Raw genomic sequence first — 24,431 nt, 5'->3', positions numbered from 1 at the left:
AAACCGGAGCCAAAGCGAGGGATTGGCGCATGCCGAATTTCATCGACCGCCGGCTTAACCCGAAGGACAAGAGCCTCGGCAACCGGCAACGATTCCTGAAACGCGCCCGCGACGAGCTGAAGCGGGCGATCAAGGATCAGATCAAATCCGACAAGATAGCGGATGTCGACACCGCCCATGGTGTTCCGATGCCGGCGCGCGGCGCCGGTGAGCCGAGCTTCCGCCCCTCCTCCACATCGGGCAACCGGGAACATGTGCTGCCGGGAAACAAGGAGTTTTCCGCGGGCGACCGGATTTCGAAGCCCGATGGCGGCGCGGGCGGCGGTGGCGGACATGGCGCGGGCGGCGGCGGAAGTGATGACGACTTTCAGTTCATCCTGTCGCGCGAGGAGGTGCTCGATCTCTTTTTCGAGGACCTCGAACTTCCCGATCTGGTGAAATTGAGCCTCAAGGAAACAGTAACATTCAAGCCGCAACGCGTCGGCTTCACCACCTCGGGTTCTCCCACCAACATCAATATCGGCCGCACCATGCGCAACAGCTTCGGCCGGCGCATGGCCTTGCAGCGGCCGAGCGAGCGGCAGGTGAAGCTCATCACCGACGAGATCGCTGCGCTCGAAGCAGAGACGCCGCTCTCGACCGAGACCCGCCGCAAACTGACAGCCCTGCGCGACGAGCTGACGACTCTGGAGCGCCGCCGCCGGCGGATTTCCTATGTCGATCCCGTCGACGTCCGCTTCAACCGCTTCGAGCGCCAGCCGGTGCCGAACGCCAATGCCGTGATGTTCTGCCTGATGGACGTCTCGGCCTCGATGGGCGAGCGCGAGAAAGATCTCGCGAAGCGCTTCTTCGTGCTGCTGCACCTCTTTCTCAAGCGCAGATACGGCCGGATCGACATCATCTTCATCCGGCACACCGATGAGGCGCATGAGGTCGACGAGGAGACGTTCTTCTACAGCAAGCAGAGCGGCGGCACGGTGGTCTCCACGGCACTCGAGGAGATGCAGCGGATCATCGAGGCACGGTACCCAGCCGACATGTGGAACATCTACGCGGCCCAGGCTTCCGACGGCGACAACAGCAGCGGCGATTCCGAGCGTTGTGCGGCACTCCTGCGCGGCGACCTGATGCGGCTTTGCCAGTATTACGCCTATGTCGAGATCATCGACGAACGGGAGACCGAAATATTCGGCGCCACCGACAACGGCACCTCGCTATGGCGCGCCTACCGCACCGTCGATGGCGAGATCCCCAACTTCCACATGGCCCGCATCGCAAGACCAGGCAATATCTACCCGGTCTTTCGCAAGCTCTTCAGCCGCAAAGCCGGCGCGCGTACGCATAACTGAGGAAAGACCGATATGGCGAAGCGAGCGGAGAGTTCCGAGCTGCTGTTTGAAGGCTCCGACTGGAATTTCGGAACACTATCGATCGTCCACGACGCCATCCAGGATATAGCGATCGGCGAGATGGGGCTCGACATCTATCCGAACCAGCTGGAGATTATCTCGTCGGAACAGATGCTCGACGCCTACTCCTCTGTCGGAATGCCGCTAATGTACCAGCACTGGTCCTTCGGCAAGCGCTTCATCTACGAGGACAGTCTCTATCGCAAGGGCCACCGGGGGCTCGCCTACGAGATCGTCATCAACTCCAACCCCTGCATCGCCTATCTGATGGAGGAGAACACGATGGCCATGCAGACGCTGGTCATTGCGCACGCCTCCTTCGGCCACAACCACTTCTTCAAGAACAACTATCTGTTCCGCCAATGGACAGATGCTGGCGCCATTCTCGGCTACATGGACTTCGCCAAGAAATATATCGCCAAGTGCGAGGAGCGACACGGTACCGAGGCGGTCGAGGCGATCCTCGATTCCGCCCATGCGCTGATGGACAACGGCGTCTTCCGCTACCGCCGCCCTCCCCGCCTCTCCTCCGAGAAGGTGCGCGAGCGAGCACGTGAGCGACTGGAATATGAAGAGCAGACCTACAGCGACCTCTGGCGCACCCTGCCCTCTTCCGTCGATAGCCGTGATCCGCACGAGGCGGAGCGTAATGCCTCTGAACGCAAGAAAGCGCTCAATCTGCCGGAGGAGAACCTCCTCTACTTCATTGAGAAGCACAGTCTGATCCTGGAGCCATGGCAGCGCGAGATTCTCAGGATCGTGCGCATCATCGCCCAATATTTCTACCCGCAGCGGCAGACCAAGGTGATGAACGAGGGGTGCGCGACCTATGTGCACTACACGATCATCAATCGCCTGTTCGATCAGGGCAAGATCAGCGAAGGCAACATGCTGGAGCTCTTGAGCAGCCACTCCAACGTCGTCTTCCAGCCAGGCTTCGATGATCCCCGCTTCTCGGGCATCAACCCCTATGCGCTCGGCTTCGCGATGATGCAGGATATCGAACGCATCTGCACCAATCCGACCGACGAGGACCGGAACTGGTTCCCCTCCATGGCCGGCAACAACGACCCGATGGGGACTTTGCGCGACGCATGGGCGAACCACCGCGATGAATCCTTCATCCTGCAATATCTGAGCCCAGCCGTGATCCGCAAATTCCGGCTCTTCCGGCTGTCCGACATGGCGGCCGACAAGTTCTGCGAGGTCTCCTCAATCCACAACGAGCGCGGCTACGCGGAAATCCGCTCGGCTCTCGCCCGCAGCTACGACGTCAGCGCCAGGCAACCCGATATCCAGGTCGTCGACGTCGATCTCCTCGGCGACCGCCGGCTTCGGCTGAAGCACACGGTCAATGACGGCCTTCTTCTCGAAGAAACCAGCCGCAACGAAACCCTCACCCATATCCGTCATCTCTGGGGATACGAGGTCAGCCTCTCCGGCGTCGATGGCGCGAGCGGCAACGTGCTCTACGATCATTCGACGGGATAAGCGTCCTGACGAGCGTCAGAACCCGAGACGCCCTCCCATCAGCTTTGCAGCGCTACAGGTCCTCCATTGCTTCTGACGAGCGACATCAGCATCGGTCCGATCGCGAACTCACCCTTCTCCGTACGCCGCGTCAGGTCTCGCAAGTAGCCGCCCGCCGAGTTGATCTTGGTGGCGCGCTGGAGAATGCAGGCGATGACAGTCGCGGCGTTGTCGTAGCCCATGATGGTGCAGGCGTCGTGATAAGCCGACGGTGTGACCCCCAGCATCGATTTGACGACGGATGCGGCACTGATGAGATCCCGCCAGCTGCGGATGCCACCACCAGGGCCGTAGGCCGCGATATCGGGGCATGCCTGCAGTACGAGGCCGAGCGGGAAGGATTTCAGTTCTGATCCCCGGTTATCCCCAGCCTTCGAAATGATCGTCGCAGCTCTGTCATCGGAGCCGACCATGTTAGGTTCAGGCAAAGACGGAATGGATACGGAGACAGATGTCCGAGAAGACGCGGTGTGTGCATCCTCCCGATCTTGCTCGACCTTATGCCCATCCGCGTGTTGCCGGTTCGCGATTTGAGCAGGCGCTTCAGAATCAAGAATAGATTCGGAATTGGAATTCTGTATGTGGCGCTCATTTTGATAGGGATTGGCGCTCAAATTTTGCAATTTTATTTGTAGATCCAGATGGTTAAGCACTTTCAGGCGCAAACGTTCGATCAGATCGCAAACAACCTCCAGCTCGGTGGTCGTTGGAGCGCGCGGAACGCTTTCGACGATGTCGCGAAACTCGTTGAAAGTCTGAGCCCATTCGCCCGGAACCTGGTCGGCGATCGCGGCTTCGATCAGCTTGGCGATATCGCGGCGAAACAGGCTGATCTGTTCGCGCAAATGCTGAACATACAATTTCTCCGCCACGACCTTTGCCGCGAGATGCTCGATCTCCTCGGCACGTGCAAGCAAAGGCGCAAGCGAAAAGCCGAACGCATCGCGAATGGAGCCGGAGCGATCCTTGCGCGCATAACGCTTTCCGTTCGGGCTGTCCTTGCGGGTCAAAAGACCGGCATCGACAAGCGCCGCCAGATGACGCCGGATGGTCTGTTCGGCCATCCCATGAGAGCGCAGGGACAGCTGGGCATTGGAGGGAAACACCACCAGCCCGCTTTCTTCCGACAGTTCGTTTTGCGGATAGAAGCTCAGAAGCGCGTTCAAAACGGCGAGCGCACGATCCGTCACGCCGAGCAAGGGCTTGGCCTCGCACAGGGAACGGTAGAGCTTCCACTTATCGATCGAATATCCCGGCTTGATCTGCTGGGCTCTGACCTGATTTGCGAGCATGCCAAGCGACATCGCTCGCCGCCCAAAGGGCGTCGTTACAAATTGGCCTTCCATCACCATCACCTTTTCCAAGGCAAAAGAAGTTCGTCCACCAAAACGGTGCCAAAGATGCTTGACAGTGATTCGAGGAAGTGCGATTCTCTAGCTGCTAAACCAATGAGAAGAGCTTCCGCGACGGCAACGTCCGGGGGCTTTTTTCTTTTGCGGCGTTATCCTTTGCTCTTGTTGTCTACGGACTGCAGGAATTCGCCGTGAAGCGTCTCCATGCGATCATTCAGAAAATCGACGAAACTGGTCGGCACTGCCTTGGTGAAGCTGATGCGCGGACCTGATTTCGGGTAGCTGACGGTTGCCAGAAGAAAGCCGTTCGCACGGATCTCGGCTGTCTGCGGTGTCTCTGTAACGGCAGGCTTGGCGGCAGCGGTCTTGAGGGCCGCAAGTGCCAAGGCGAAGCGATCGGTCTCCGAGCTGCGCTTGACCTCCGATAGAGCCTCTTCCACGCATTCGGCGGCATCAGGACGCGCCACGAAGATATCGACGAACTCGATCCAGCGGCGGCGACCGATATCCGGCGCCGAGCCGATGACAAGCATGGTGGTGCGCGGAACGGCCGATGCGATGCGCAGCATTTCCGAGATATGCGACTTGCCGGTTGCCAGCGACGCCGAAATGATGTCGCGCTTGTATCCTGCCTGTTCCTGAGACAGCGCGAAGGCGCATTTCTCGATGAAGGACAGATCGTTGCGGTTGGCGTTTTCTTCGCCCTGGAAGACGATCGCTTCTTCGTCCGTAAGCTCACGGACGATGGCGCGGAACTTCAGGCCGAGTTTCTTGGCGGCTGCCAGGCGGCGGCGACCGAAGACGATCTGATACGGCTTGGGGCCATTCTTGAACGGACGGATCAGGCCCGGCACGATCTGACCGCGCTCGCTGATCGATGCGGCGATGTCTTCGATGGCGCTATCGTCATAAGCACCGTCGAAGCGATCGGGAATGGTCGAGGGTGCGACGTCATCGGGATCGACATCGACGATATGGTCGCCATCCTTCAGCAGGCGATCGAGAACCTCGCCCTTCTCCTGAATCTGGCGCACGCCGGCAGCGACTTTCAAAAGGTGCGGCGAAGTTGTCTTGGTCTGTGGCGGTGTCGCCGATGGCTGGTCGAGCTGACCGAGCACATTGGCGAACATGCCTCGCGAATCCTTGCGGCTCATTCACGCCCCCATGCATTCCAGAGTAGTTTTTCGATCTCGGCATTTGAGGCGTTGATCGATTCCATGGCACGGTCGTAGGTCTTCGGTGCGGAGAACCTGGAGCGCTGCACTTCGTAAAGGCTCTGCTTCCAGGTCAGCGCATCGGCAACGGCCGTGGATTTCGTCACCATGTTCAGCAAGAGATCATCGCCGAAGACCTGACGCATCAGCGCGGTCATGTTGGCCTGCGGGTGATCGTTGGCTTCGAACTTGGTGACGAGAAACTTTGCGAAATCCCACTGCGCCGAAGCGCCCATGTCGCTCAGGATCTGCATGTAGGAGGATGCGAGCTCCAGGAACTTGCCGGTGGAATCGACATCCAGCATATGCGCCGGCACCGGGATGATGACGGCGGTCGCAGCGGTCAGCGACGACAGCGTCAGGAAGTTCAGCGACGGGGCGGAATCCATGAGGATCACGTCATAGTCGTCGGCAACCTGCTCGAGCGCCTGCGAGACACGCAGCAGGAAGCTGGTGCCACCGCTCTTGCGCATCTCGAGAGCAACCGCGGTTTCGAACTCGGTGAGGTCGAGACCGGCGCAGATCACGTCGAAGCCTGCGATGTGGGTCTGGTGAATAAGCGAACGTGTCGGCTTTGGATCCTCGAAGCGGATCGCGGCATAGAGCGTTTCGTCTTCGCGCGGATTGAAATCCGCAAGGTTCCCGTGGAGGCTGGTCAGCGATGCCTGCGGGTCGAGATCGACGGCCAGCACGCGGTAGCCCTTGAGGGCGAGATAGTGGCCGAGGTGGATAGTGGTCGAGGTCTTGCTCGATCCGCCCTTGAAGTTGGTGACGGCCAGAACTTGGCAGGCTTCGCCGTTGACGCGCCGCGGGTTCATCCACTTCTTGCGGCCCTTCTCGGCGAGCGTCATGCGCAGTTCGAGTATCTGTTCCAGAGAATACATGCGGCGGCCATTGGCCGTTGTCTCCGGCGCCGGCCCTTTTTCCTTCACGACGATCTGGCGGATGTAGGCTTCGGAGACATCGAGAAGCGATGCGACTTCCGACGACGTGAACTTCCGTAGTTCTCTGCGGGCGTCAGGTGGATATTGTGCCATCGATAGGTTTTGCAGAGCCAGTTCCAGCTTGGTGGAAAAGCTCTGCATGAAGTCGAGGCTGCTCAAGTGCCGGTTCACGATTCTATCCTCAATTCGGGTTCAATAACCTAAGCGCCGAGATGGTTAATGCTGAGTTAACCCGCCTGTTGTTTCGCTAAAAAACGATAATTCGCACTTTTTGCGTAGTTGAAGAAGTAGCGCGATTCGCAATTGGCTGCAAATTGCCGAGTTCCCCGCGGGGAACGTCGATTTGGCCACCCATCAGGCGGCAGCGGCGCTCTGTTCCCCGCGGGGAACTCGATCGGTCGATCGAGGGTGTCGCGCCCCACAGGGCCATGGCCCGGTTGTCGTCGGCTTGCTTCGTGCGCGCCGATGATCGGCGACTGCAGCTGATCCCAGTAAGATCATCGGAACGATAACACGGCCCGCCGTCGGCGTCTCGCCCCGTGAGGGGTTTTGAACAGGTGGTTCACGCGTCGTCGTGCTGCGACCGACGCATGGCCGGCTGCCGTTGGGAGGGCGATGCTACCTGTCCGGTGCCGACGGATGGTGCTCCCCTGTCCCTCCTCGGCCGCATGCCTGAGGCGCGCAAGCCGCCTGTCCGGTGTTGGTTGGAGAGAGGTTGCGTGCTGCATTGATCACACGAGAGCGCCTGCCGGTGCTTCACTCTATATCTCCCGACACCCAAGTCGCGTGCCGGTCGCCGCGATCTCGTATGTCGCCGGATCTTCTCAATCGTGGTGGCGCCGGGTTGGCGATGGCGCCAAAACAGAAAGGGCGCTCAACTCTTTCGAGGAGCGCCCTTCTTTCCCGGACAGCAAAAGCGTGTGAGCTCACGGCTCACTCTGCAGGCTATCGATACGGGTGTGAAAGATAGATGATGCGGGGATTAGCTGATTTCAAGAGTGGACGGCGGGTGACGAATTGACCGGCGGATTACGTCCCGCCCCCGATGGAGACGTCTTCGCTCCGACCTTCATTTTCAGTCGCAACCGCGGGCGAGGGGTTGCGCTCGCGCCTTCGTGCCCGAGCCGGGTTGCCGGATCGCAATCCCTGAGCAGACACTGACGACGGATCGATGCCCGCTTTCTTCGCACGGGTCTTGACGATCAGGTTGACCGACTGCGGTGTCAGCATCCGTCGCGAGACATTGCCCCATTGATCGATTTTGCGGAAGACGGGCCCGGTCTCTATGTCGCCCTCCCGTATCCATTCCATCAGTGCCTTGGCCGCCTCGCCAGATAGGTGCAACTGGTTGCCGCGTTCCGCCGCGCCGATCCTGACGGTCAACCGAGTGCGACGGGAGTACCGTTTGTGAATATCGTTGCTGCCTCCGATGGACAGGTCTTCGACGCGGAGACTGGCGGCCTCCGCGCGACGTTGGCCGCCGGCCTCTGCCGCCAGCAACAGGATCGCGCGATCGCGGCGACCGACGATGCCATCTTTCTTGCAGGTCTGGAGAAGACGGCGGAGGATATCGTCTGTTATTGGCATGGCGCTCATTGAGACCGGCGTGTGCCCGCCATTGTGCTTCGCCTGCTTGATGGCCCCTTTGACAGACGCGCTGTCGAAGGGGCCGGACAGGCCACGCTCTCGCGTCAGTAATGCCCAACTTGCGATCCGTCGACGAACGGTCGAAGGGGCATGTGGGAGGGAGCCTCTGAGAAGGGTCCGCTGGCGCAGACTGTCCTCGACGTGGCGCGGCATGCAATCACTCTGTCCATCCGGCGCAGCGGCTGCACAATGAAGGTGCTGCGAGATGAAGGTGTGAACCATCTCTTCTGGCGTTGGCCAGGGCAAGGGCCTCTCAGTCGTGGCGCGAGCCCAAGCCTGAAGATAACCCAAATCAGAGGCGAGAGCGCGGAGTGTATTCTGCGCGATATTTCTCTGCGCCAGTCTTTTCAAGATAAGGGTATCTTCATCCGTCAGTAGCTGCGCGAGCTGGTCGCGCCGGTCGAATGGGAAGATGCTATCAAGAATGTCGAGCGTCTCCGCGCGCGAAAGCGCCTGCGGATCGAGCGTCTCTTGAATATTGGGGTGAATTTTCCGCATGCCGTGCTGATCGTCAACCGTAGAAAGTCGCGACTATACAGACTCTCCGACTCGATAGCGATCACTATCGATAACTGTCAAAAATGAGCCCCGAAAATGGCTCGTACGAGTCAGTAAAGAAAACCGCTCGTTATCTTCCGTATTGGAAAAATACCGTTTCAAAACAATGCAATGCTGATGGTGAATTTTGTCTGAAGATCGCACTCTTCGCGCTCGCTCCAATGCAAACTGTATAGCAATTACCGTACGATCTGGCAATCGCCTCCAGGCCTAAGCGCCGTTTTCATCAGCGAAATCGCCGCCTTCTTTCCAAACCGAACGCCGGTCTTCGCGGCAGCGGAATAATCGGCCAGGCGGAAAGAGCTGTCATATTTATAGCCTCAGCGCCCTCGCATCCTGCGCGGATAAAATGCTAGCCTGCCGTAAAAGAAGACTGCGGAGGCTTGATATGACGAAGAAGACGCTTGGCGAGAGGACACTGGGGGACTGGCAGGCGCTTGCCGAGAAGGAACTTCGCGCTTCGCCGGATACGCTCGTGTGGAAGACGCCCGAGGGAATAGACGTCAAGCCGCTCTATACCGAAGCCGATCAGAGCGCTGTCGCGCAGCCGGGCTCGCTTCCGGGCTTCGCACCCTTCACCCGCGGTCCGCGCGCGACCATGTATGCGGGCCGGCCCTGGACGATCCGGCAATATGCGGGCTTCTCGACCGCCGAGGCATCCAACGCGTTTTATCGCGAAGCTCTGGCATCCGGCCAGCAGGGCGTCTCCGTCGCCTTCGATCTCGCCACCCATCGCGGCTATGATAGCGACCATCCGCGCGTCGAGGGCGATGTCGGCAAGGCGGGCGTGGCGATCGATAGCGTCGAGGACATGAAAATCCTCTTCGACGGTATTCCGCTGGAGAAGGTCTCGGTGTCGATGACGATGAACGGCGCGGTCATTCCAATCCTTGCGAATTTCATCGTCGCTGGCGAGGAGCAGAGCGTATCGCGCGCAACGCTTTCCGGCACCATCCAGAACGACATCCTCAAAGAGTTCATGGTCCGCAACACCTACATCTATCCGCCCGAGCCCTCGATGCGAATCGTCGCCGATATCATCGAGTACACCTCCAGGGAGATGCCGCGCTTCAATTCGATCTCGATTTCCGGCTACCACATGCAGGAGGCGGGGGCGACGCTGGTGCAGGAGCTTGCCTTCACGCTGGCCGACGGGCGCGAATATGTGCGGGCGGCAATCAACAAGGGGCTCGATGTCGACGAGTTCGCCGGCCGCCTCTCCTTCTTCTTCGCGATCGGCATGAACTTCTTCATGGAGGCCGCCAAGCTGCGCGCGGCGCGTCTCCTCTGGACGCGGATCATGGAAGAGTTCGCGCCGCAGAAGGCATCGTCGCTGATGCTGCGCACGCACTGCCAGACGTCGGGCGTGTCGCTGCAGGAGCAGGACCCTTATAACAACATCATCCGCACCGCGTTCGAGGCAATGTCGGCAGTGCTCGGCGGCACGCAGTCGCTACACACCAATTCCTTCGACGAGGCGATCGCGCTGCCCACCGAATTCTCCTCGCGCATCGCGCGCAACACTCAGCTTATCCTGCAGCACGAGACCGGCGTGACCAAGGTCGTCGATCCGCTGGCCGGATCCTACTATGTCGAGAGCCTCACGAACGAGCTTGCTGAAAAGGCCTGGGCGCTGATCGAAGAGGTCGAAGCGCTTGGCGGCATGACGAAGGCCGTCAACGAAGGGCTGCCGAAGCGGTTGATCGAGGAAGCCGCCACGCGGCGGCAGGCGGCGGTCGACAAGGGCGACGAGATCATCGTCGGCGTCAACAAGTATCGGCTGGAAAACGAAGAACCGATCGACATTCTCGATATCGACAACAGCGCCGTGCGGGCCTCGCAGATCAAGCGTCTGGAAGAGACGCGGCGTCGCCGCGACCCAGCCAAGGTGGCGGAAACGCTGAAGCGGCTGCGCGAGGTCGCTGAGAGCGGGAAGGGCAATCTGCTGGAGGCTGCGGTGGAAGCGGCGCGGGCGCGCGCCAGCGTCGGTGAGATCTCGGATGCGATGCGCAGCGTTTTCGGCGATCACACGGCGGAGCCCGAGGTCGTGAAAAACGTCTATGGCAATGCCTATAGCGATGAGCCGGAGCTGCAGCAGTTGCGGACGCGGATGACAGCGATTTCCGAAGCACTGGGTGGAGCGCCGAAAATCATGGTCGCGAAGCTCGGACAGGATGGACACGATCGCGGCGCCAAAGTCATCGCCTCAGCGTTTGGGGATATCGGCTTCGATGTGCTGGCGGGGCCGTTGTTCCAGACGCCGGAGGAGGCGGCGAACCTCGCGATATCGAGCAAGGTGCATGTGGTCGGCATGTCGTCATTGGCCGCCGGCCACAAGACGCTGGCGCCGCAGTTGATCGACGCGCTGAAGGGGAAGGGCGCCGAAAACATCATCGTCGTGGTCGGCGGGGTCATCCCCCGGCAGGACTATGCCTTTCTCACCGAGCATGGCGTGGCGGCGGTGTTTGGGCCCGGAACCAATGTGATGGATGCCGCCAATTCGGTGCTCGACCTCCTTGAAGGCAAGCGCCGAAACCAGTGAGTTGGTCGTCATCCCCGGTCGCCAGCTTCGACCGCTAATATAAAGCGCTGGGTTGCGCTCCGGCCCACTTCCCCAAGTCGATGTTTCCGCTACATAACTGGCGGGAGCAACCGGTCGACGTCTATGAAACCTGATGAATTTGATTTTCTCGCCCATGACGGCGAGCTCGCCCGGCTTATCCGTGGCTTCGACTGGGAGAAGACCTCTCTCGGTCCACTAGCGCTATGGCCGAACGCCGTGAAGGTCACGACCTCGACCATTCTGCAGTCGCCCGTGCCGATCGTGACACTCTGGGGCGAAGACGGCGTCATGATCTATAATGATGCCTATTCGGTCTTCGCCGGCGGTCGGCATCCGCAGCTCCTGGGATCGAAGGTCCGCGAGGGGTGGCCCGAAGTCGCCGATTTCAACGACAATGTCATGAAGGTCGGACTGGCCGGCAAGACACTCGCCTATCAGGATCAGGAACTGACGCTGTTCCGCACAGGCAAGCCCGAACAGGTCTTCATGAACCTCGATTATTCGCCGGTCATGGACGAGGACGGCCGTCCTTGCGGGGTGATCGCGATCGTGGTCGAGACGACAGCCAAGGTCGCGGCCGAACGCTGGCGCAATGGCGAGCAGGATCGGCTGCGGCGCATGTTCGAGCAGGCGCCGGGCTTCGTCGCGATGATGCATGGCCCTCGTCATGTCTTCGAGCTGACGAACGCGGCCTATAACCAGCTTGTCGGCGGCCGTAATGTCGTCGGCATGTCGGTGCGCGACGCGCTGCCGGAGCTTCGCGGGCAGGGCTATTACGAGTTGCTCGATCAGGTCTATACATCGGGCGTCGCCTATGAGGGGCGGGCGTTGCCGGTCGATCTACAGGTCTCTCCCGACGATCCGGTCGAGCGCAAATATGTCGATCTCGTCTATCAACCGGTGACGGAACCGGATGGCAGCATCGTCGGCGTCTTCGTGCAAGGCTCCGATGTGACCGACCGCGTCGCGGCCGAGGAGGGGCTGCGGGCATCCGAACGGCAGAGCCGGCAGATCATGGATGGCGCCATCGATTACGCCATTCTCGCTCTCGATCTGGATGGGATCATCCTGCGCTGGAACGAGGGCGCGCGCCGCATCTTCGGCTGGACCGAAGACGAGGTCGCCGGCAAGCATTGGCAACTGCTCTTCACGCCCGAGGATCGCGCGGCCGATAAGGCGAACGAGGCGATGGCGGCGGCGCTGAGACAAGGCAATGCTCATCACGACCGGTGGCATGTCCGCAAATCCGGCGAACGCTTCTGGGCCAATGGCGAGATCCGGCCGATCCGCGACGAGGATGGAACGCCCGTCGGTCTGGTCAAGGTTTTGCGCGACCGCACGGAAGAACACCTGACGGCGCAGGCGCTGAGCGACGCAGAGGCGCGGCTGCGCCGGGCGCAAGAGGCCGGCGGCGTCGGCGTGTTTTCGCTCGATCTCGAAACCAATGTGCTCAACGCCACGCCGGAATTCTGCAAGATCTACGGATATGAGGATGCCGCGGATGTTCGCATCGAAACGCTGGAAGGGCTGATCGTCGAGGAAGACCGCGAGATCAGCTCCAATGGCAGGACGCGCGCGGCCGGCGCCTCGCCCCTGAACGTCGAGTACCGCATCCGCCGTGCCGATAACGGCCAGAAACGCGTCATCGCCCGCAAGGGAGAGTTCGAGCGCGATGCCGACGGTAAACCGTTGCGCTTCGTGGGCGTCGTGCAGGACGTGACCGACCGGCGCAAGGCGCAGCGCGAACTGCGGGAAAGCGAGGCCCGCTTCCGCGCGCTCGCCCAGGCTATCCCCAATCACGTCTGGACGGCGCGGCCCGACGGCCAGCTCGATTGGTTCAACGAGCGCGTCTATGAATATGCCGGTGCCGCACCCGGCGAACTCGATGGCGGCGCCTGGACCAAGATCGTCCATCCCGACGATTTCACCGCCATGGCCGACCGCTGGCGATCCGCCTTGTCGTCGGGTGAGGCCTATGAGACCGATCTCAGGCTGCGGCGTGCCGATGGTTCCTATCGTTGGCACATCGCCCGCGCGGTGCCCTCGCGCGACGAGGATGGCCGCGTCTTCCGCTGGATCGGCACCAATACCGACATCGAGGACCAGCGCGAGACGCGCGCGAAGCTTGAGGCGCTGAACGAAACGCTCGAGCAGCGCGTCGCCGAGCGCACGGCCGACCGCGACCGGATGTGGCGGCTCTCGACCGATATCATGCTGGTCGCCGATTTCGAGGCCAAGATAACGGCGGTCAATCCGGCATGGAAGACGGTCTTCGACTGGGAGGAGAGCGAGCTCATCAACCGGTCGTTCCTCGATTTCATCCATCCGGAGGACATGGCGACGACGCTGGCCGAAGTCGGCAAGCTCAGCGAGGGTGCCACGACCTTCTCCTTCGAAAATCGCTACCAGGCTAAGGATAAAAGCTACCGCACCATTTCCTGGACCGCGGTTCCCTATGACGCGTCCATCCATGCGGTCGGCCGCGACGTGACGGAAGAGCGCGAGGCGGCGATCGCGCTCCGCAACACGGAGCTTGCCCTGCAGCAGGCGCAGAAGATGGAAGCCATCGGCAACCTGACCGGCGGCGTTGCGCATGACTTCAACAATTTGCTGCAGGTGGTGGCGGGCAATCTCCAGCTGCTGTCGCGCGATGTCGTCGGCAACGACAAGGCGCAGCGCAAGATCACCAACGCGCTGGCCGGCGTGGAGCGCGGCGCCAAGCTCGCGGCCCAGCTGCTTGCCTTCGGCCGCAGGCAGGCGCTCGATCCGCGCGTGGTGAATGCCGGTCGGTTGATCCGTGGCATGGACGAGATGATCCGGCGCACGATCGGCGAAGGCGTCGAGGTGGAAACGGTCGTCTCGGGCGGCCTGTGGAACACGCTGGTCGATCCGATGCAGATCGAAAACGCACTGCTCAATCTCGCGATCAATGCCCGCGACGCGATGGAAGGGTTCGGCAATCTGACCATCGAGGCTGGCAACTCCTATGTCGACGACGCCTATGCAAGGCAGCACCAGGATGTCATGCCCGGCCAGTATGTGTCGATTTCGGTGACCGACACCGGTTCGGGCATCTCTCCCGATCTCCTGGACAAGGTGTTCGAGCCGTTCTACTCGACGAAGCCAGAGGGGAAGGGCACGGGGCTCGGCCTCTCCATGGTCTATGGTTTCGTCCGCCAGTCGGGCGGGCATGTGAAGATCTACAGCGAGGTCGGGCACGGAACGACGGTGAAGATGTATCTGCCGCGCTCGCTGCAGCAGGAAGACCTGCAGGTGATCGATCCGCATGCCCCTGTTGAGGGCGGGCCGGAGACCATTCTCGTTGCTGAGGATGATGAGGGCGTGCGCACCACCGTGGTCGAAATGCTGCAGGAACTCGGCTACCGGGTTCTGAAGGCCAGCGATGCGGCGGCCGCTCTTTCGGTCATCGAAAGCGGCATCCACATCGACATGCTCTTCACCGATGTCGTCATGCCCGGACCGCTGAAAAGCAGCGAGATGGCGAAGAAGGCGAAGGAACGCCTGCCTGGGCTCGCCGTGCTCTTCACCTCCGGCTACACCGAAAACTCCATCGTCCACGGCGGACGGCTCGATCCCGGCGTGCAGCTGCTCTCCAAGCCCTACACGCGCGAGGCGCTCGCCCGCAAGATCCGACATGTGATCGACGAAACGCAGAAGAACGCGGAACGCCGAAAGGAGACGTCCATCGCAGCCATACCCACGCCCGTCTCGCCAGCCGCATCACAGACGCTGCGAGTGGTTCTGGTCGAAGACAATGCGCTGATCAGGATGGCGACCGCCGACATGCTGGCCGAACTCGGCCACGAGGTGCTCGAGGCCGAATCCGCCGAGGAGGCGCTCCCACTCTTTGGAAGCGAACCGATCGATGTACTGGTGACCGATCTTGGTCTGCCAGGCATGTCCGGAGACGATTTCTGTCGCGAGGTGCGCAAGCGCTGGCCCGAGATCGGCATCGTTTTCGCGACGGGCTCGGAGAAGAAGCCCGAGATGGATGACAGTTCAAGAACGGTCCTGCTGCTCAAGCCACACGGGCTGGATGAGCTGAAGAATGCCTTGGACGCTGTCGGGGGCACGAGCTGAGCGGGCGATGCCGCTCGGCAACGGTCGGCGAGCGATACTCTGCTCGCGAGGTTTCAAGGCGGACGGCCAAACCCTGGCCGTCCGCCTTTTCATTTGACTAGTCTCGGCGTCCTTATCGAGCGCCCGCCTGCAGGCCGGCCGCATCGGAAAGGATCGCGGTCGCCTCGTTCAGGAGAACGTCCTTTGCCTTCTTGCGCGCATTTTCGAGCGCGATATCGGCCGTCAGGCTACGCTCGTTGGATTGCAAGCCATCGTCGTTGGTGGTGTCGACGCCGTCATCCAGCTGTGCGCGCGACTTCAAGCGGTTTTCGCGCGCGGTCAGCTCCTTGCGGCGGTCGGCTTCGTTGAGCGAGATCACGCCCTTGTCGCGCTGCGCCTTGAGTTCGGCAACGTCCTCGATAAGACGCTGGAAGTCCGGGTCGGTTTCAACACGCTTGTCGTGAAGGGCCTGCAGCTTCGGCAGTTCGGCCTTGAGGTTGCCGGACTGCTTGTAGCGCGCGGGCTTGATCTGCGCCCAGGGGAGCGCGTTGTCGTAGCTGGTCTCGCCGAAGGTCTTCGGATCGGAGAGACCGGGAAGGGCGATGTCGGGGGTTACGCCGCGCAGCTGCGTCGTGCCGCCGTTGACGCGGAAGAACTGGGCGATCGTCAGCTTCAGCTCGCCGAATTTCGGCTTGTCGTTGCGCGCCACCTGGTCGAGGTTGACCACGGTCTGCACGGTGCCCTTGCCGAAGCTCGGTTCGCCGATGATCACGCCGCGACCATAGTCCTGGATGGCGGCAGCGAAGATCTCGGAAGCGGAAGCCGAGCCGCGATTGATCAACACGCCGACCGGGCCGGTCCATGCCGGTGTCGGCAGATCGTCGCTTTGAACCTCGACCTTGCCATCCGCGCCGCGCTGCTGGACGACCGGGCCCTTGCCGACGAACAGGCCGGTGAGGTCGATCGCTTCGGCGAGCGAACCGCCGCCATTGTTGCGCAGGTCGATCAGCACGCCGTCGACATTGTCCTGCTTGAGCTCGGTCAGCAGCTTGGCGACGTCGCGGCTGGCGCTTCTATAGTCCTTGTCGCCCTTGCGGCGGGCTTCGAAGTCCTCGTAGAAGGCTGGCAGCGTGATCACGCCGATCTTGCGGGTGACGTCGCCGTCCTTGACAGGGAGAACGGCCTTCTTGGCCGCCTGCTTGTCGAGGCTGATCTTGTCGCGTACCAGGCTGATGACGCGATGACCGCCATCGGCGCCGGCATCGGCAGGCAGGATATCCAGGCGGACGATCGAATCCTTCTCGCCACGGATCAATTGCACGACCTCATCCAGACGCGTGCCCATCACTTCCTTGATCGGACCGTCGGCGCCCTGGCCGACACCGGTGATGCGGTCGCCGACCGCAAGCTTGCCGGAAAGCTGCGCCGGGCCGCCGGGAACGAGTTCGCGGATCGTGGTGTAATCGTCGCGCTCCTGCAGCACCGCGCCGATGCCGACAAGCGAAAGCTTCATCGAGATATCGAAATCGGCCGATGCGGTGGCGCCGAAGTAGTCGGTATGCGGATCGATCGATGTCGAATAGGCGTCCATGAAGGACTGGAAGACGTCGTCGCTCTTGTATTTATAGGCGCGCTCGAGCGCGTTCTTGTAGCGCTTGTCGAGCGTGTCGCGAATAGTGGCTTCGGTCTGGCCGCCGAGTTTCAGCCGAAGCCAGTCGGCCTTCACCCGCTTGCGCCAGAGATCGTTGCTCTCGGCTTCGGATTGCGGCCAGGGTTTGTCGTCGCGCACCAGCGCGTAGTCTTCCTGCGCGGTGAAATCGAAGCCCTTCTTCAGGAGATCGCGCGCATAGGTCATGCGATCGACGATGCGCTGTTCGTAGAGGTTGAAGATCGAGAAGGGGAGCTTCAGGTCTTCCGTCTTGATCGCGTCGTCGATCTTGGTGCTGTCGGCCATGAAGGTGTTGATGTCCGACTGCAGGAAGATCATCCGATCCGGATCGAGCGACTTGATGAAGCGATCCATGATCTTGACCGAGAGGTTGTCGTCGAGCGCGACCGGCCGATAGCTGTAGCGCGTCAAGAATTGCGCGCTCAGCTGTGCCGCCTGTTCCTGCTGCTTTTGCGGCGCCAAAACCGGCACCGCTCCCATGTCCAGCGCATGGGCCGTGGGCGCAATCGCCAGGAGAATGCCGAGGAAACCGTATTTAATGCGCATCAAGCTCTGATCCAATTCCGACTGCTCGCGTTTGTCTACAATGTAGGTGGAGCAATTATGGTTTTTTAGCAACCGGGTTGATTGGACGGACGAAGTCTGACGACGATATCATCTACAACTTTTGGTGAGACCGGCGTTATGGCGGGCACTCGCGGGGATAAGGACCGTGCCGCGCCATCAGAAGCGCGGCGGCTCAATGCCCTCAGAGCGGTATGCCGCGATCACCGTATTGGCCATCAGCATGGCGATCGTCATCGGCCCGACGCCGCCGGGCACCGGTGTTATCGCACCCGCGATCTCGCTGCATTCCTCAAATGCCACGTCGCCGACGAGATGGGTCTTGCCCTCGGCATTGCCCTCCACCGGCACGCGGTTGATGCCGACATCGATCACCGTTGCTCCGAGCTTCACCCAATCCCTGCCGACCATCCGCGCCCGGCCGACCGCCGCCACGAGAATATCCGCCGTGCGGCAGAGCGCGGGCAGGTCCCGCGTGCGGGAGTGCGCCGTGGTTACGGTCGCATTGGCGGCAAGGAGAAGCGCCGACATCGGCTTGCCGAAGAGGTTCGATCGGCCGATGACGACGGCGCTGAGCCCTGAGAGATCGCTGCCATGGACGCCGCGAACGAGCACCATGGCGCCGGCGGGCGTGCAGGAAATCAGTCCTCCATCAAGATCGCCGGTCGCGACCTTGCCAGCGTTCACCACATGCAGGCCATCGACATCCTTCTCCGGCCGGACCGACTGCGTGATTTTCTCGGCATCGAGATGGGACGGCAGCGGCAGTTGCACGAGAATGCCGTGCACGGCCTCGTCCTCGTTCAGGCTTGCAACGAGGGCTGCAACCTCGCCCTGCGTCGCGGTCGCCGGAAGCGAGTGCTGGATGGAAGAAAAGCCGCACTCCTTGGCCATCCGACCCTTGGCACCGACATAGGCGTGGCTCGCCGGATCGTCGCCGACGATGATCACCGCCAGCCCCGGGGTAACACCGGCGCGATCACGCAAAGCCTCGGTCGCGGATTTCACGGATTGGATGACGGCGGCGGCAGATTGCCGGCCGTCGATCAGGCGAGCAGCCATCGAAGACCTCGTTGGGAAGAGAATTATGGGAAAGTCGGGTGGGGAGGGCAGGCGATGTTGTCGCCTGCCCGGTCACCTCAAACGAGCGTCTTGGCGGCTGCCAGGACCTCTTCGCCGACATGAACCTCATGGCGGGCTTCCGGATATTTCCGGTCGCGGACATCGTCGGCGAATGACCGGAACGCTTTCACGCGCATTTCCTGCAGGCGCGCCTCCTCGGCGGCGAGATCGGCATATTGCTTGCCGTGGCGCGGCACGCGGCTGGTGCCGGTTCCGAGCACGTCGCAGGAGAAGAGATACTGGGAATCGCAGACGGCGCCGCAGCCCATTCCAAGCGTGATCAGCGGCGTCGAGCGCGTGATCCACTCGGCGATCGCCACGGGGACAACCTCCATCTCGACCGCCCAGGCGCCGGCCTGCTCATAGTCCTTCACCCGACGATAGATCGATGCCGCCTCCTCAGGCGTCTTGCCGATCGAGCGGAAGTTCGTCCAGGTGGCCCAGCGCGGCACCAGGCCGACATGGCCGCTGACGGGAATGCCCTCCTTGGCCATCGCCTCCAGCAGGCGCAGAGAGCCGGCGAAGTAGATACAGCTGGCGCCGAGATCGAGCGCGCGAAAGCCTTCGCGGATGGCGCTCGATTCGTCGTGAATGGCGCCCTGCACATGGGCTGCCTGGATGAAGGCGGTGGGGGCTGCCTTGCGTATCCTGGGTAGCTGCTCATCCACCTCGCAGGTGAACATCTCGATGCCGGCTTCGGCTGCGGCGGCTGCCTCCGCCGGGCTATCGACATGCATGGTCAGGAATTGACGCTTGCCCTTGAGCGCGCGCAGATCGGCTACGGTCAATGCACGGGTCATGCCTGGTTGCCTTCCTGGGCTTGCCTGCGGGCGTTCTCGCGTTGCAGCTTCTTCTGCCAGCGCGCGTTCATCGCCTCATCGCCATCCTTGGTGCCGTCGTGCCAGGTGCCGAACCACTTGTCGAACGGGATCAGGCCGTCGGCATAGTTCACCTCGAAATACTTGTGGTGGAGGTAGTGGGCATAGGCGTGCGTATCGAGCCCGCCTTCCTCGCCCGCCTCGATCTTGTCGAAGCCGACATGGCCGACCACCGCGCCGAGCGCCAGCGAATGCAGATTGTAGATGGCGACCAGCGGGTGCGAGAAGATCACCAGATGGATCAGCGCTTCACCGAAGAAGAGCAGGTGCTCGACCGGGTGCATGGCAAGAGACGACCAGGGCGATGGATTGACCGAGTTGTGGTGGACCGAGTGAACGAACTTGTAGAGTGCCGGAATGTGCAGCGCGCGGTGGATCGCGAAGAAGTAGGCTTCGTGGAACACGGGCACGAAGAGCACGATGCAGGCAAGCCAGACCGGATTGTCCTGGAACGTCGCCATCGGCACGTAGTTGTTGGCGAATGCCCAGAGCGTCACGACCTCGATCGCGGTCCAGATCGTGACACCGGTGCCGACGCCGCGAATGATGCTGTCATAGGCCTGCGAGCCGAATAGGAAGACGGTGTTCTTCTTGTCGGCCGGGAAATTCGGATTGTACTTGAAACGGTTTTCCTGGCGGCGAAGCTTGTAGAGCCGCAGCTCGATGACACCGTAGAACAGGAAGAACGCCGCGAGGTTGCGCGCGAAGATGAGCGCGATCCAGCCGACGGAGAAGGTTTTCGTCGTCTCGGTGCCTGGCGTCAGGAAAAACCAGAAGATCGCCGCGGTGACCATGAAGAAGGCGTTCCACGGAAAGAAGTAGTTCGGCAGCCACTTCAGGAATTTCAGAGGATTTGGCGGCAGCACGAAAACCGGTGCCGGCGTCAGCACGCCGTTTGGCGTCCAATGGCCTCTCTTGTCTCTCTTGCCGAATTTTGAATCGTCCATGACTTGCCTCCCGCATGCGTCATTGGTTGGGTAAAGCCGGATTGTCTCCGGCGAGGAGTGCCTCCGCCTCCTTGCGGACGCACGCCTCTTTGATGCTCTATCGTGCCCCCGGCGTCGGCTGAAGGCAAAGCCTATGATGATACTTTTGCATCATCGAAGCCGTGCGCGATCGCCTATCCCATGCGTTCCGACGCATACGAACCAGGGCTCGCCGGGAAGACGATCGTGCGGTTGCCGTTCATGAACACCCGGTGGTGGATATGGGCGTGGATTGCGCGCGCCAGCACCTGGCTCTCGACGTCGCGGCCGATCGAGACATAGTCCGATGCCGACTGCGCATGCGTGATGCGGGCGACGTCCTGCTCGATGATCGGGCCTTCGTCGAGATCGGCGGTGACGTAATGCGCGGTGGCGCCGATCAGCTTCACGCCACGCTCGAAAGCCTGCTTGTAGGGGTTGGCGCCCTTGAAGCTCGGCAGGAAGGAGTGATGAATGTTGATGATCCGCCCCGACATCTTCTCGCAGACGGCGTCGGACAGCACCTGCATGTAGCGGGCGAGAACGATCAGCTCCGCGCCGGATTGCTCGACCACCTCGAGCAGGCGAGCTTCCGCTTGCGGCTTGTTGGCCTTGGTCACGTTGACATAGTGGAAGGGGATGTCGTGGTTGACCACGACCTTCTGATAATCGAAGTGGTTGGAGACGACGCCGACGATGTCGATCGGCAACGCGCCGATCTTCCAGCGGTAGAGCAGGTCGTTGAGACAATGGCCGAAGCGCGAGACCATCAACAGCACCTTCATCTTGGCGCTGCTGTCATGAAACTCGCAGCTCATGTCGAAGGCCTTCCTGATCGGCTCGAAGCCGGTGACGATCTCCTCGATCGGCGTGCCTGCCTCGCTTGCGAAGGTCAGCCGCATGAAGAAGAGGCCGGTCTCGAGGTCGTCGAACTGCGAGCTGTCGATGATGTTGCAGCCCTTGTCGGCGAGAAACCCTGCGATGGCGGCGACGACGCCGCGCGTGGACTGACAGGTGACGGTGAGAACATGAGACTTCATGGTAATATCCAATTGCAGCCGACCCCGAAAGGGCGGCGGTTGAAACAAGGTCGGGGCCCGAGCCGAGGCCAAAGAATGGGGCGAGGTCAGGCCGCCAGCAGCGACTTCAGCTTGACATCGGCCTGCGCGAGTGCTGCCGGATCGACGGTCTTGCCCGAGGCGATCAGCATTTCCGCCAGCCGGATGTCGCGGGCGATGCCATTGCCCGGACCGATGCCGCTTGCCGAAAGCAACCGCCCGTCGGCACCGATCTGGAAGATGATGAAGGCGCCCTCGCTGATGTCGCGGCGAACGGAGGTAACGGCGCCTTCGGCAAGCCCGGCCACCTGAAGCGTCAGGTCGTATTGATCCGACCAGAACCATGGCACGGCGGTGATCCGCTCATCCGCGCCCATGAGATTGGCCGCCGCGAGCATCGCCTGCTCCTGGGCGCTGCGCCAGGATTCGAGCCGTACCCGCCGTCCGCCATAAACCGGGATCGGGAAAGAGCAGCAGTCGCCGGCGGCGAAAATATCGGGGTCGGTGGTCCTGAGGTGGTCATCGACCATGATGCCGTTTTCGATCGTCAGCCCCACCTTTTCCGCGAGCTCCACATTCGGGATCGAGCCGATGCCGATCACCGCGATGTCGGCATCGATCGTCCGGCCGCCGGCCAGGCCGATCGAGACGCCATCAGGGCCGATCTCGAAAGTCTCGATCCGGCTCTCGCACAGGATCTCCACGCCTGCCGTCTTGTGGCGCGAGGCCACCGCATGGGCGATATCCTCGGGCACGCCGCGCGAGAGAATGCGTGTCAGACCCTCGATCAGGGTGACGGTGGCGCCAAGCCCGCGCGCGATGGCCGCGAGCTCGAGGCCGATGAAGCCGCCGCCGACAATGGCAAGCCGGCTACCCTCGTGCAGATGCCGCTTGATCGCCAGCGCATCGGCATGGGTGCGAAGCGTCAGAACGCGCTCGGATCGTTCGGCGATACCGGGGAGCGGACGTGGGCGCGCGCCGGTCGCAAGCAGCAGCTTGTCATAGGCAAGCGTCGTTCCGTCCGAGAGCTCGACGGTCTTGTTTATGCGGTCGATCCCGATCGCGTCGGCGCCCAGGCGAACGTCTATACCGCGCTCCTTGTAGCCGTCGCCATCCATGATGAACTTCGGATCGGCGCCGTCGAGGATGCCGTTCTTCGACAGCGGCGGCCGCTCGTAGGGGTGAAGCGTTTCGGCGCCCACAAGCGTGATCGCGCCGTCGAAATTGCGCTCGCGCAGCTGCAGCGCGGCACGTCCGCCGCACTCGCCGGCGCCAATGATAACGATAGAGGACATGGCTGTCTCCGTACGACCGGTTCGCTTGATGTCAGGCGGGGATGGCGAGCAGGACTTCGCCCGCTTCGATCTTCGCCTGATAGGTGTTGAGGCTCTTGCAGGCCGGCGGCCGGCGCGGCGTGCCGGTGCGATAGTCGAAGGCGCCCGAGTGCTTGGGACATTCGATCTCGTAATCCATCACCAGGCCGTCGGCGAGGTGGATGGCCTCGTGCGAGCAGAGGCCGTCGGTGCAGAAGACCTCGTCTTCAGGGGAGCGGTAGACCGCATAGGTGCGACCGCCATGGTCGAAGCGTATGACGCCTTCCTGCTCGATGTCGTCAAGGCGACAGGCCGATACCCAATTCATGATGTGCCTCCTCATTAGGCTCGGCGTTCGCCGAGATATTGAGCCCGCTCATGGCGGGCCTATACGGTCTCTATAAAATCTGCGGATCCTCCTCAGGCCCGCCGTAGTCGTCTCGATCTAGGCCTCGACCCGCTGCGGCTGGCCCGTCGCAAGCGAGCGCTGCACCGCCTGGGCGATCCGATGCGCTGAAAGCGCATCCTCGCCCGAAACCGCGACAGGCCGTCCCTCGCGAACCGCGTCGACAAAGGCCTGAAGCTCGCCGGAAAACGCGCCTTCGTAGCGCTGCAGGAAGAACGGCAGTGGATTGGGCTGCGTCTGTCCATGCGCCGATCGCGTGACAACCCGGGCGGGCGTCATGTTCTCGCTCTCCAGCGATGCGTCCGATCCGAGAACCTCGACGCGCTGGTCGTAGCCATAGGGCGTGGCGCGGGTGTTCTCGATGGTGCCGATCGCTCCGGAGCGGAATTTTAGCATGATCGTCGCGATGTCGATATCGCCGGCCTTGCCGATCTCGGGGTCGATAACGCAGCCGCCGAATGCCGATACTTCGACCACTTCGTCGCCGGACAGAAAGCGGGCAAGGTCAAAATCGTGAATTGTCATGTCCATGATCATGCCGCCGGACGAGCGCACATAGTCGATCGATGGCGGCCAGGGATCGCGGGAGGTGATGCGGATCGAGCGAACCTGCCCGATGCTGCCCGACTGAACGGCCTCGCGCATCGCCACGGTGTTGGCGTCGAAGCGCCGGTTGAAGCCGATCTGCAACAGACGACCCTTGTCGGCACAAACGCGAATGGCCTCGGCAATGCCTTCTTCGTCGAGCGCCAGCGGCTTCTCGCACAGGATATGCAGGCCGGCCCGCGCCGCAAGCTTCACATGCTCCAGGTGGAGCGCGCTGGGAGAACCGATCACCACCGCCTCCGGCGCGCCTTCCGAAAACAGCGCTTCCAGGCTGCGCCGTGCGACAACGCCATACTGGCTTGCCAGCGTCTCGGCGCGCGCCGCGTCGGTGTCGAAGACGCCGGTCACTTCCACGCCGCGCACTCTGCGCGTCAGGTTGGAAAGGTGAACCTCGCCGATGCGCCCGGCTCCGATAACCGCAACGCGGACGGTGCGTGAAGACGACACGGCGGGATGTGATGGATCAGTCATGATATCGATGCTTCCTGTTCAGGCGCATGGCGCCTCTTCCTCCGAACATGACCGGAATATCCGTCCGCCGAAGGCTTGGCGC

16 protein-coding genes are annotated in these 24,431 nt (G+C 61.8%); 4 read left to right on the top strand and 12 right to left on the bottom strand.

Annotated features, from left to right (window positions below):
* Window positions 1-29: 29 nt before the first annotated feature.
* Window positions 30-1,349, top strand: a complete 1,320-nt coding sequence (locus ACODTZ_RS00760; RefSeq protein WP_489023047.1) for a YeaH/YhbH family protein — start codon at window positions 30-32, stop codon at window positions 1,347-1,349.
* 12 nt (window positions 1,350-1,361) lie between these two features.
* Window positions 1,362-2,900, top strand: a complete 1,539-nt coding sequence (locus ACODTZ_RS00755) for a SpoVR family protein (protein ID WP_111560800.1) — start codon at window positions 1,362-1,364, stop codon at window positions 2,898-2,900.
* A 38-nt stretch (window positions 2,901-2,938) separates the two neighbouring features.
* Here the strand turns inward: ACODTZ_RS00755 and repC are convergent, their stop codons facing one another.
* The 4 genes from repC to ACODTZ_RS00735 form a co-directional block, all read right to left on the bottom strand.
* Complete coding sequence (repC, locus tag ACODTZ_RS00750; RefSeq protein ID WP_489024748.1) at window positions 2,939-4,285, bottom strand: plasmid replication protein RepC; 1,347 nt, start codon at window positions 4,283-4,285, stop codon at window positions 2,939-2,941.
* Between the two features lie 155 nt (window positions 4,286-4,440).
* On the bottom strand, window positions 4,441-5,445 hold the full coding sequence (repB, locus tag ACODTZ_RS00745) for a plasmid partitioning protein RepB (RefSeq protein ID WP_111560802.1): 1,005 nt from the start codon (window positions 5,443-5,445) through the stop codon (window positions 4,441-4,443).
* Entirely contained in the window at window positions 5,442-6,620 is a 1,179-nt protein-coding gene (gene repA, locus ACODTZ_RS00740) for a plasmid partitioning protein RepA (RefSeq protein WP_047504819.1), read from the bottom strand. Before repA ends, repB begins: the two co-directional genes overlap by 4 nt.
* An 858-nt stretch (window positions 6,621-7,478) precedes the next feature.
* Window positions 7,479-8,594: an integrase gene (locus tag ACODTZ_RS00735; protein ID WP_489023044.1), complete on the bottom strand. Its 1,116-nt coding sequence runs from the start codon at window positions 8,592-8,594 to the stop codon at window positions 7,479-7,481.
* A 448-nt stretch (window positions 8,595-9,042) separates the two neighbouring features.
* On the opposite strand from ACODTZ_RS00735, the gene scpA reads away from it, so the two are divergent.
* Entirely contained in the window at window positions 9,043-11,196 is a 2,154-nt protein-coding gene (gene scpA, locus ACODTZ_RS00730) for a methylmalonyl-CoA mutase (RefSeq protein WP_489023043.1), read from the top strand.
* 123 nt (window positions 11,197-11,319) lie between these two features.
* Window positions 11,320-15,318 (top strand): hybrid sensor histidine kinase/response regulator, encoded by a 3,999-nt coding sequence (locus ACODTZ_RS00725; RefSeq protein WP_489023041.1) that lies wholly within the window; start codon window positions 11,320-11,322, stop codon window positions 15,316-15,318.
* 112 nt (window positions 15,319-15,430) lie between these two features.
* Here the strand turns inward: ACODTZ_RS00725 and ACODTZ_RS00720 are convergent, their stop codons facing one another.
* The 8 genes from ACODTZ_RS00720 to iolG all read right to left on the bottom strand — a co-directional run bounded on the left by ACODTZ_RS00720 (window position 15,431) and on the right by iolG (window position 24,349).
* Window positions 15,431-17,512, bottom strand: coding sequence for a carboxy terminal-processing peptidase (locus ACODTZ_RS00720; protein WP_209235754.1), 2,082 nt, complete (start codon window positions 17,510-17,512; stop codon window positions 15,431-15,433).
* A 177-nt stretch (window positions 17,513-17,689) separates the two neighbouring features.
* A complete protein-coding gene (folD, locus tag ACODTZ_RS00715) occupies window positions 17,690-18,592 on the bottom strand; it encodes a bifunctional methylenetetrahydrofolate dehydrogenase/methenyltetrahydrofolate cyclohydrolase FolD (protein WP_489023040.1) in 903 nt (300 codons plus the stop codon).
* A 77-nt stretch (window positions 18,593-18,669) separates the two neighbouring features.
* Window positions 18,670-19,452 (bottom strand): 3-methyl-2-oxobutanoate hydroxymethyltransferase, encoded by a 783-nt coding sequence (locus tag ACODTZ_RS00710; protein ID WP_489023038.1) that lies wholly within the window; start codon window positions 19,450-19,452, stop codon window positions 18,670-18,672.
* Entirely contained in the window at window positions 19,449-20,477 is a 1,029-nt protein-coding gene (locus ACODTZ_RS00705; protein WP_489023037.1) for a sterol desaturase family protein, read from the bottom strand. The genes ACODTZ_RS00710 and ACODTZ_RS00705 overlap by 4 nt, the downstream gene beginning before the upstream one ends.
* A 173-nt stretch (window positions 20,478-20,650) precedes the next feature.
* Window positions 20,651-21,535 carry a formyltetrahydrofolate deformylase gene (gene purU / locus ACODTZ_RS00700; protein WP_489023035.1) on the bottom strand — a complete coding sequence of 295 codons (885 nt, stop codon included), beginning with the start codon at window positions 21,533-21,535 and terminating at the stop codon, window positions 20,651-20,653.
* A gap of 86 nt (window positions 21,536-21,621) precedes the next feature.
* Window positions 21,622-22,848: an NAD(P)/FAD-dependent oxidoreductase gene (locus ACODTZ_RS00695; protein WP_489023033.1), complete on the bottom strand. Its 1,227-nt coding sequence runs from the start codon at window positions 22,846-22,848 to the stop codon at window positions 21,622-21,624.
* 31 nt (window positions 22,849-22,879) lie between these two features.
* The gene (locus ACODTZ_RS00690) at window positions 22,880-23,194 is read right to left on the bottom strand and encodes a MocE family 2Fe-2S type ferredoxin (protein WP_018896640.1); all 315 of its coding nucleotides are present in this window, start codon (window positions 23,192-23,194) and stop codon (window positions 22,880-22,882) included.
* A gap of 117 nt (window positions 23,195-23,311) precedes the next feature.
* Entirely contained in the window at window positions 23,312-24,349 is a 1,038-nt protein-coding gene (gene iolG, locus ACODTZ_RS00685; RefSeq protein WP_489023030.1) for an inositol 2-dehydrogenase, read from the bottom strand.
* Window positions 24,350-24,431 lie beyond the last annotated feature (82 nt).

This window comes from Rhizobium sp. FG113 (assembly GCF_057809895.1).
Note: the sequence above shows the minus strand (reverse complement) of the source record. Positions and strands in the feature narration are given on the sequence as shown.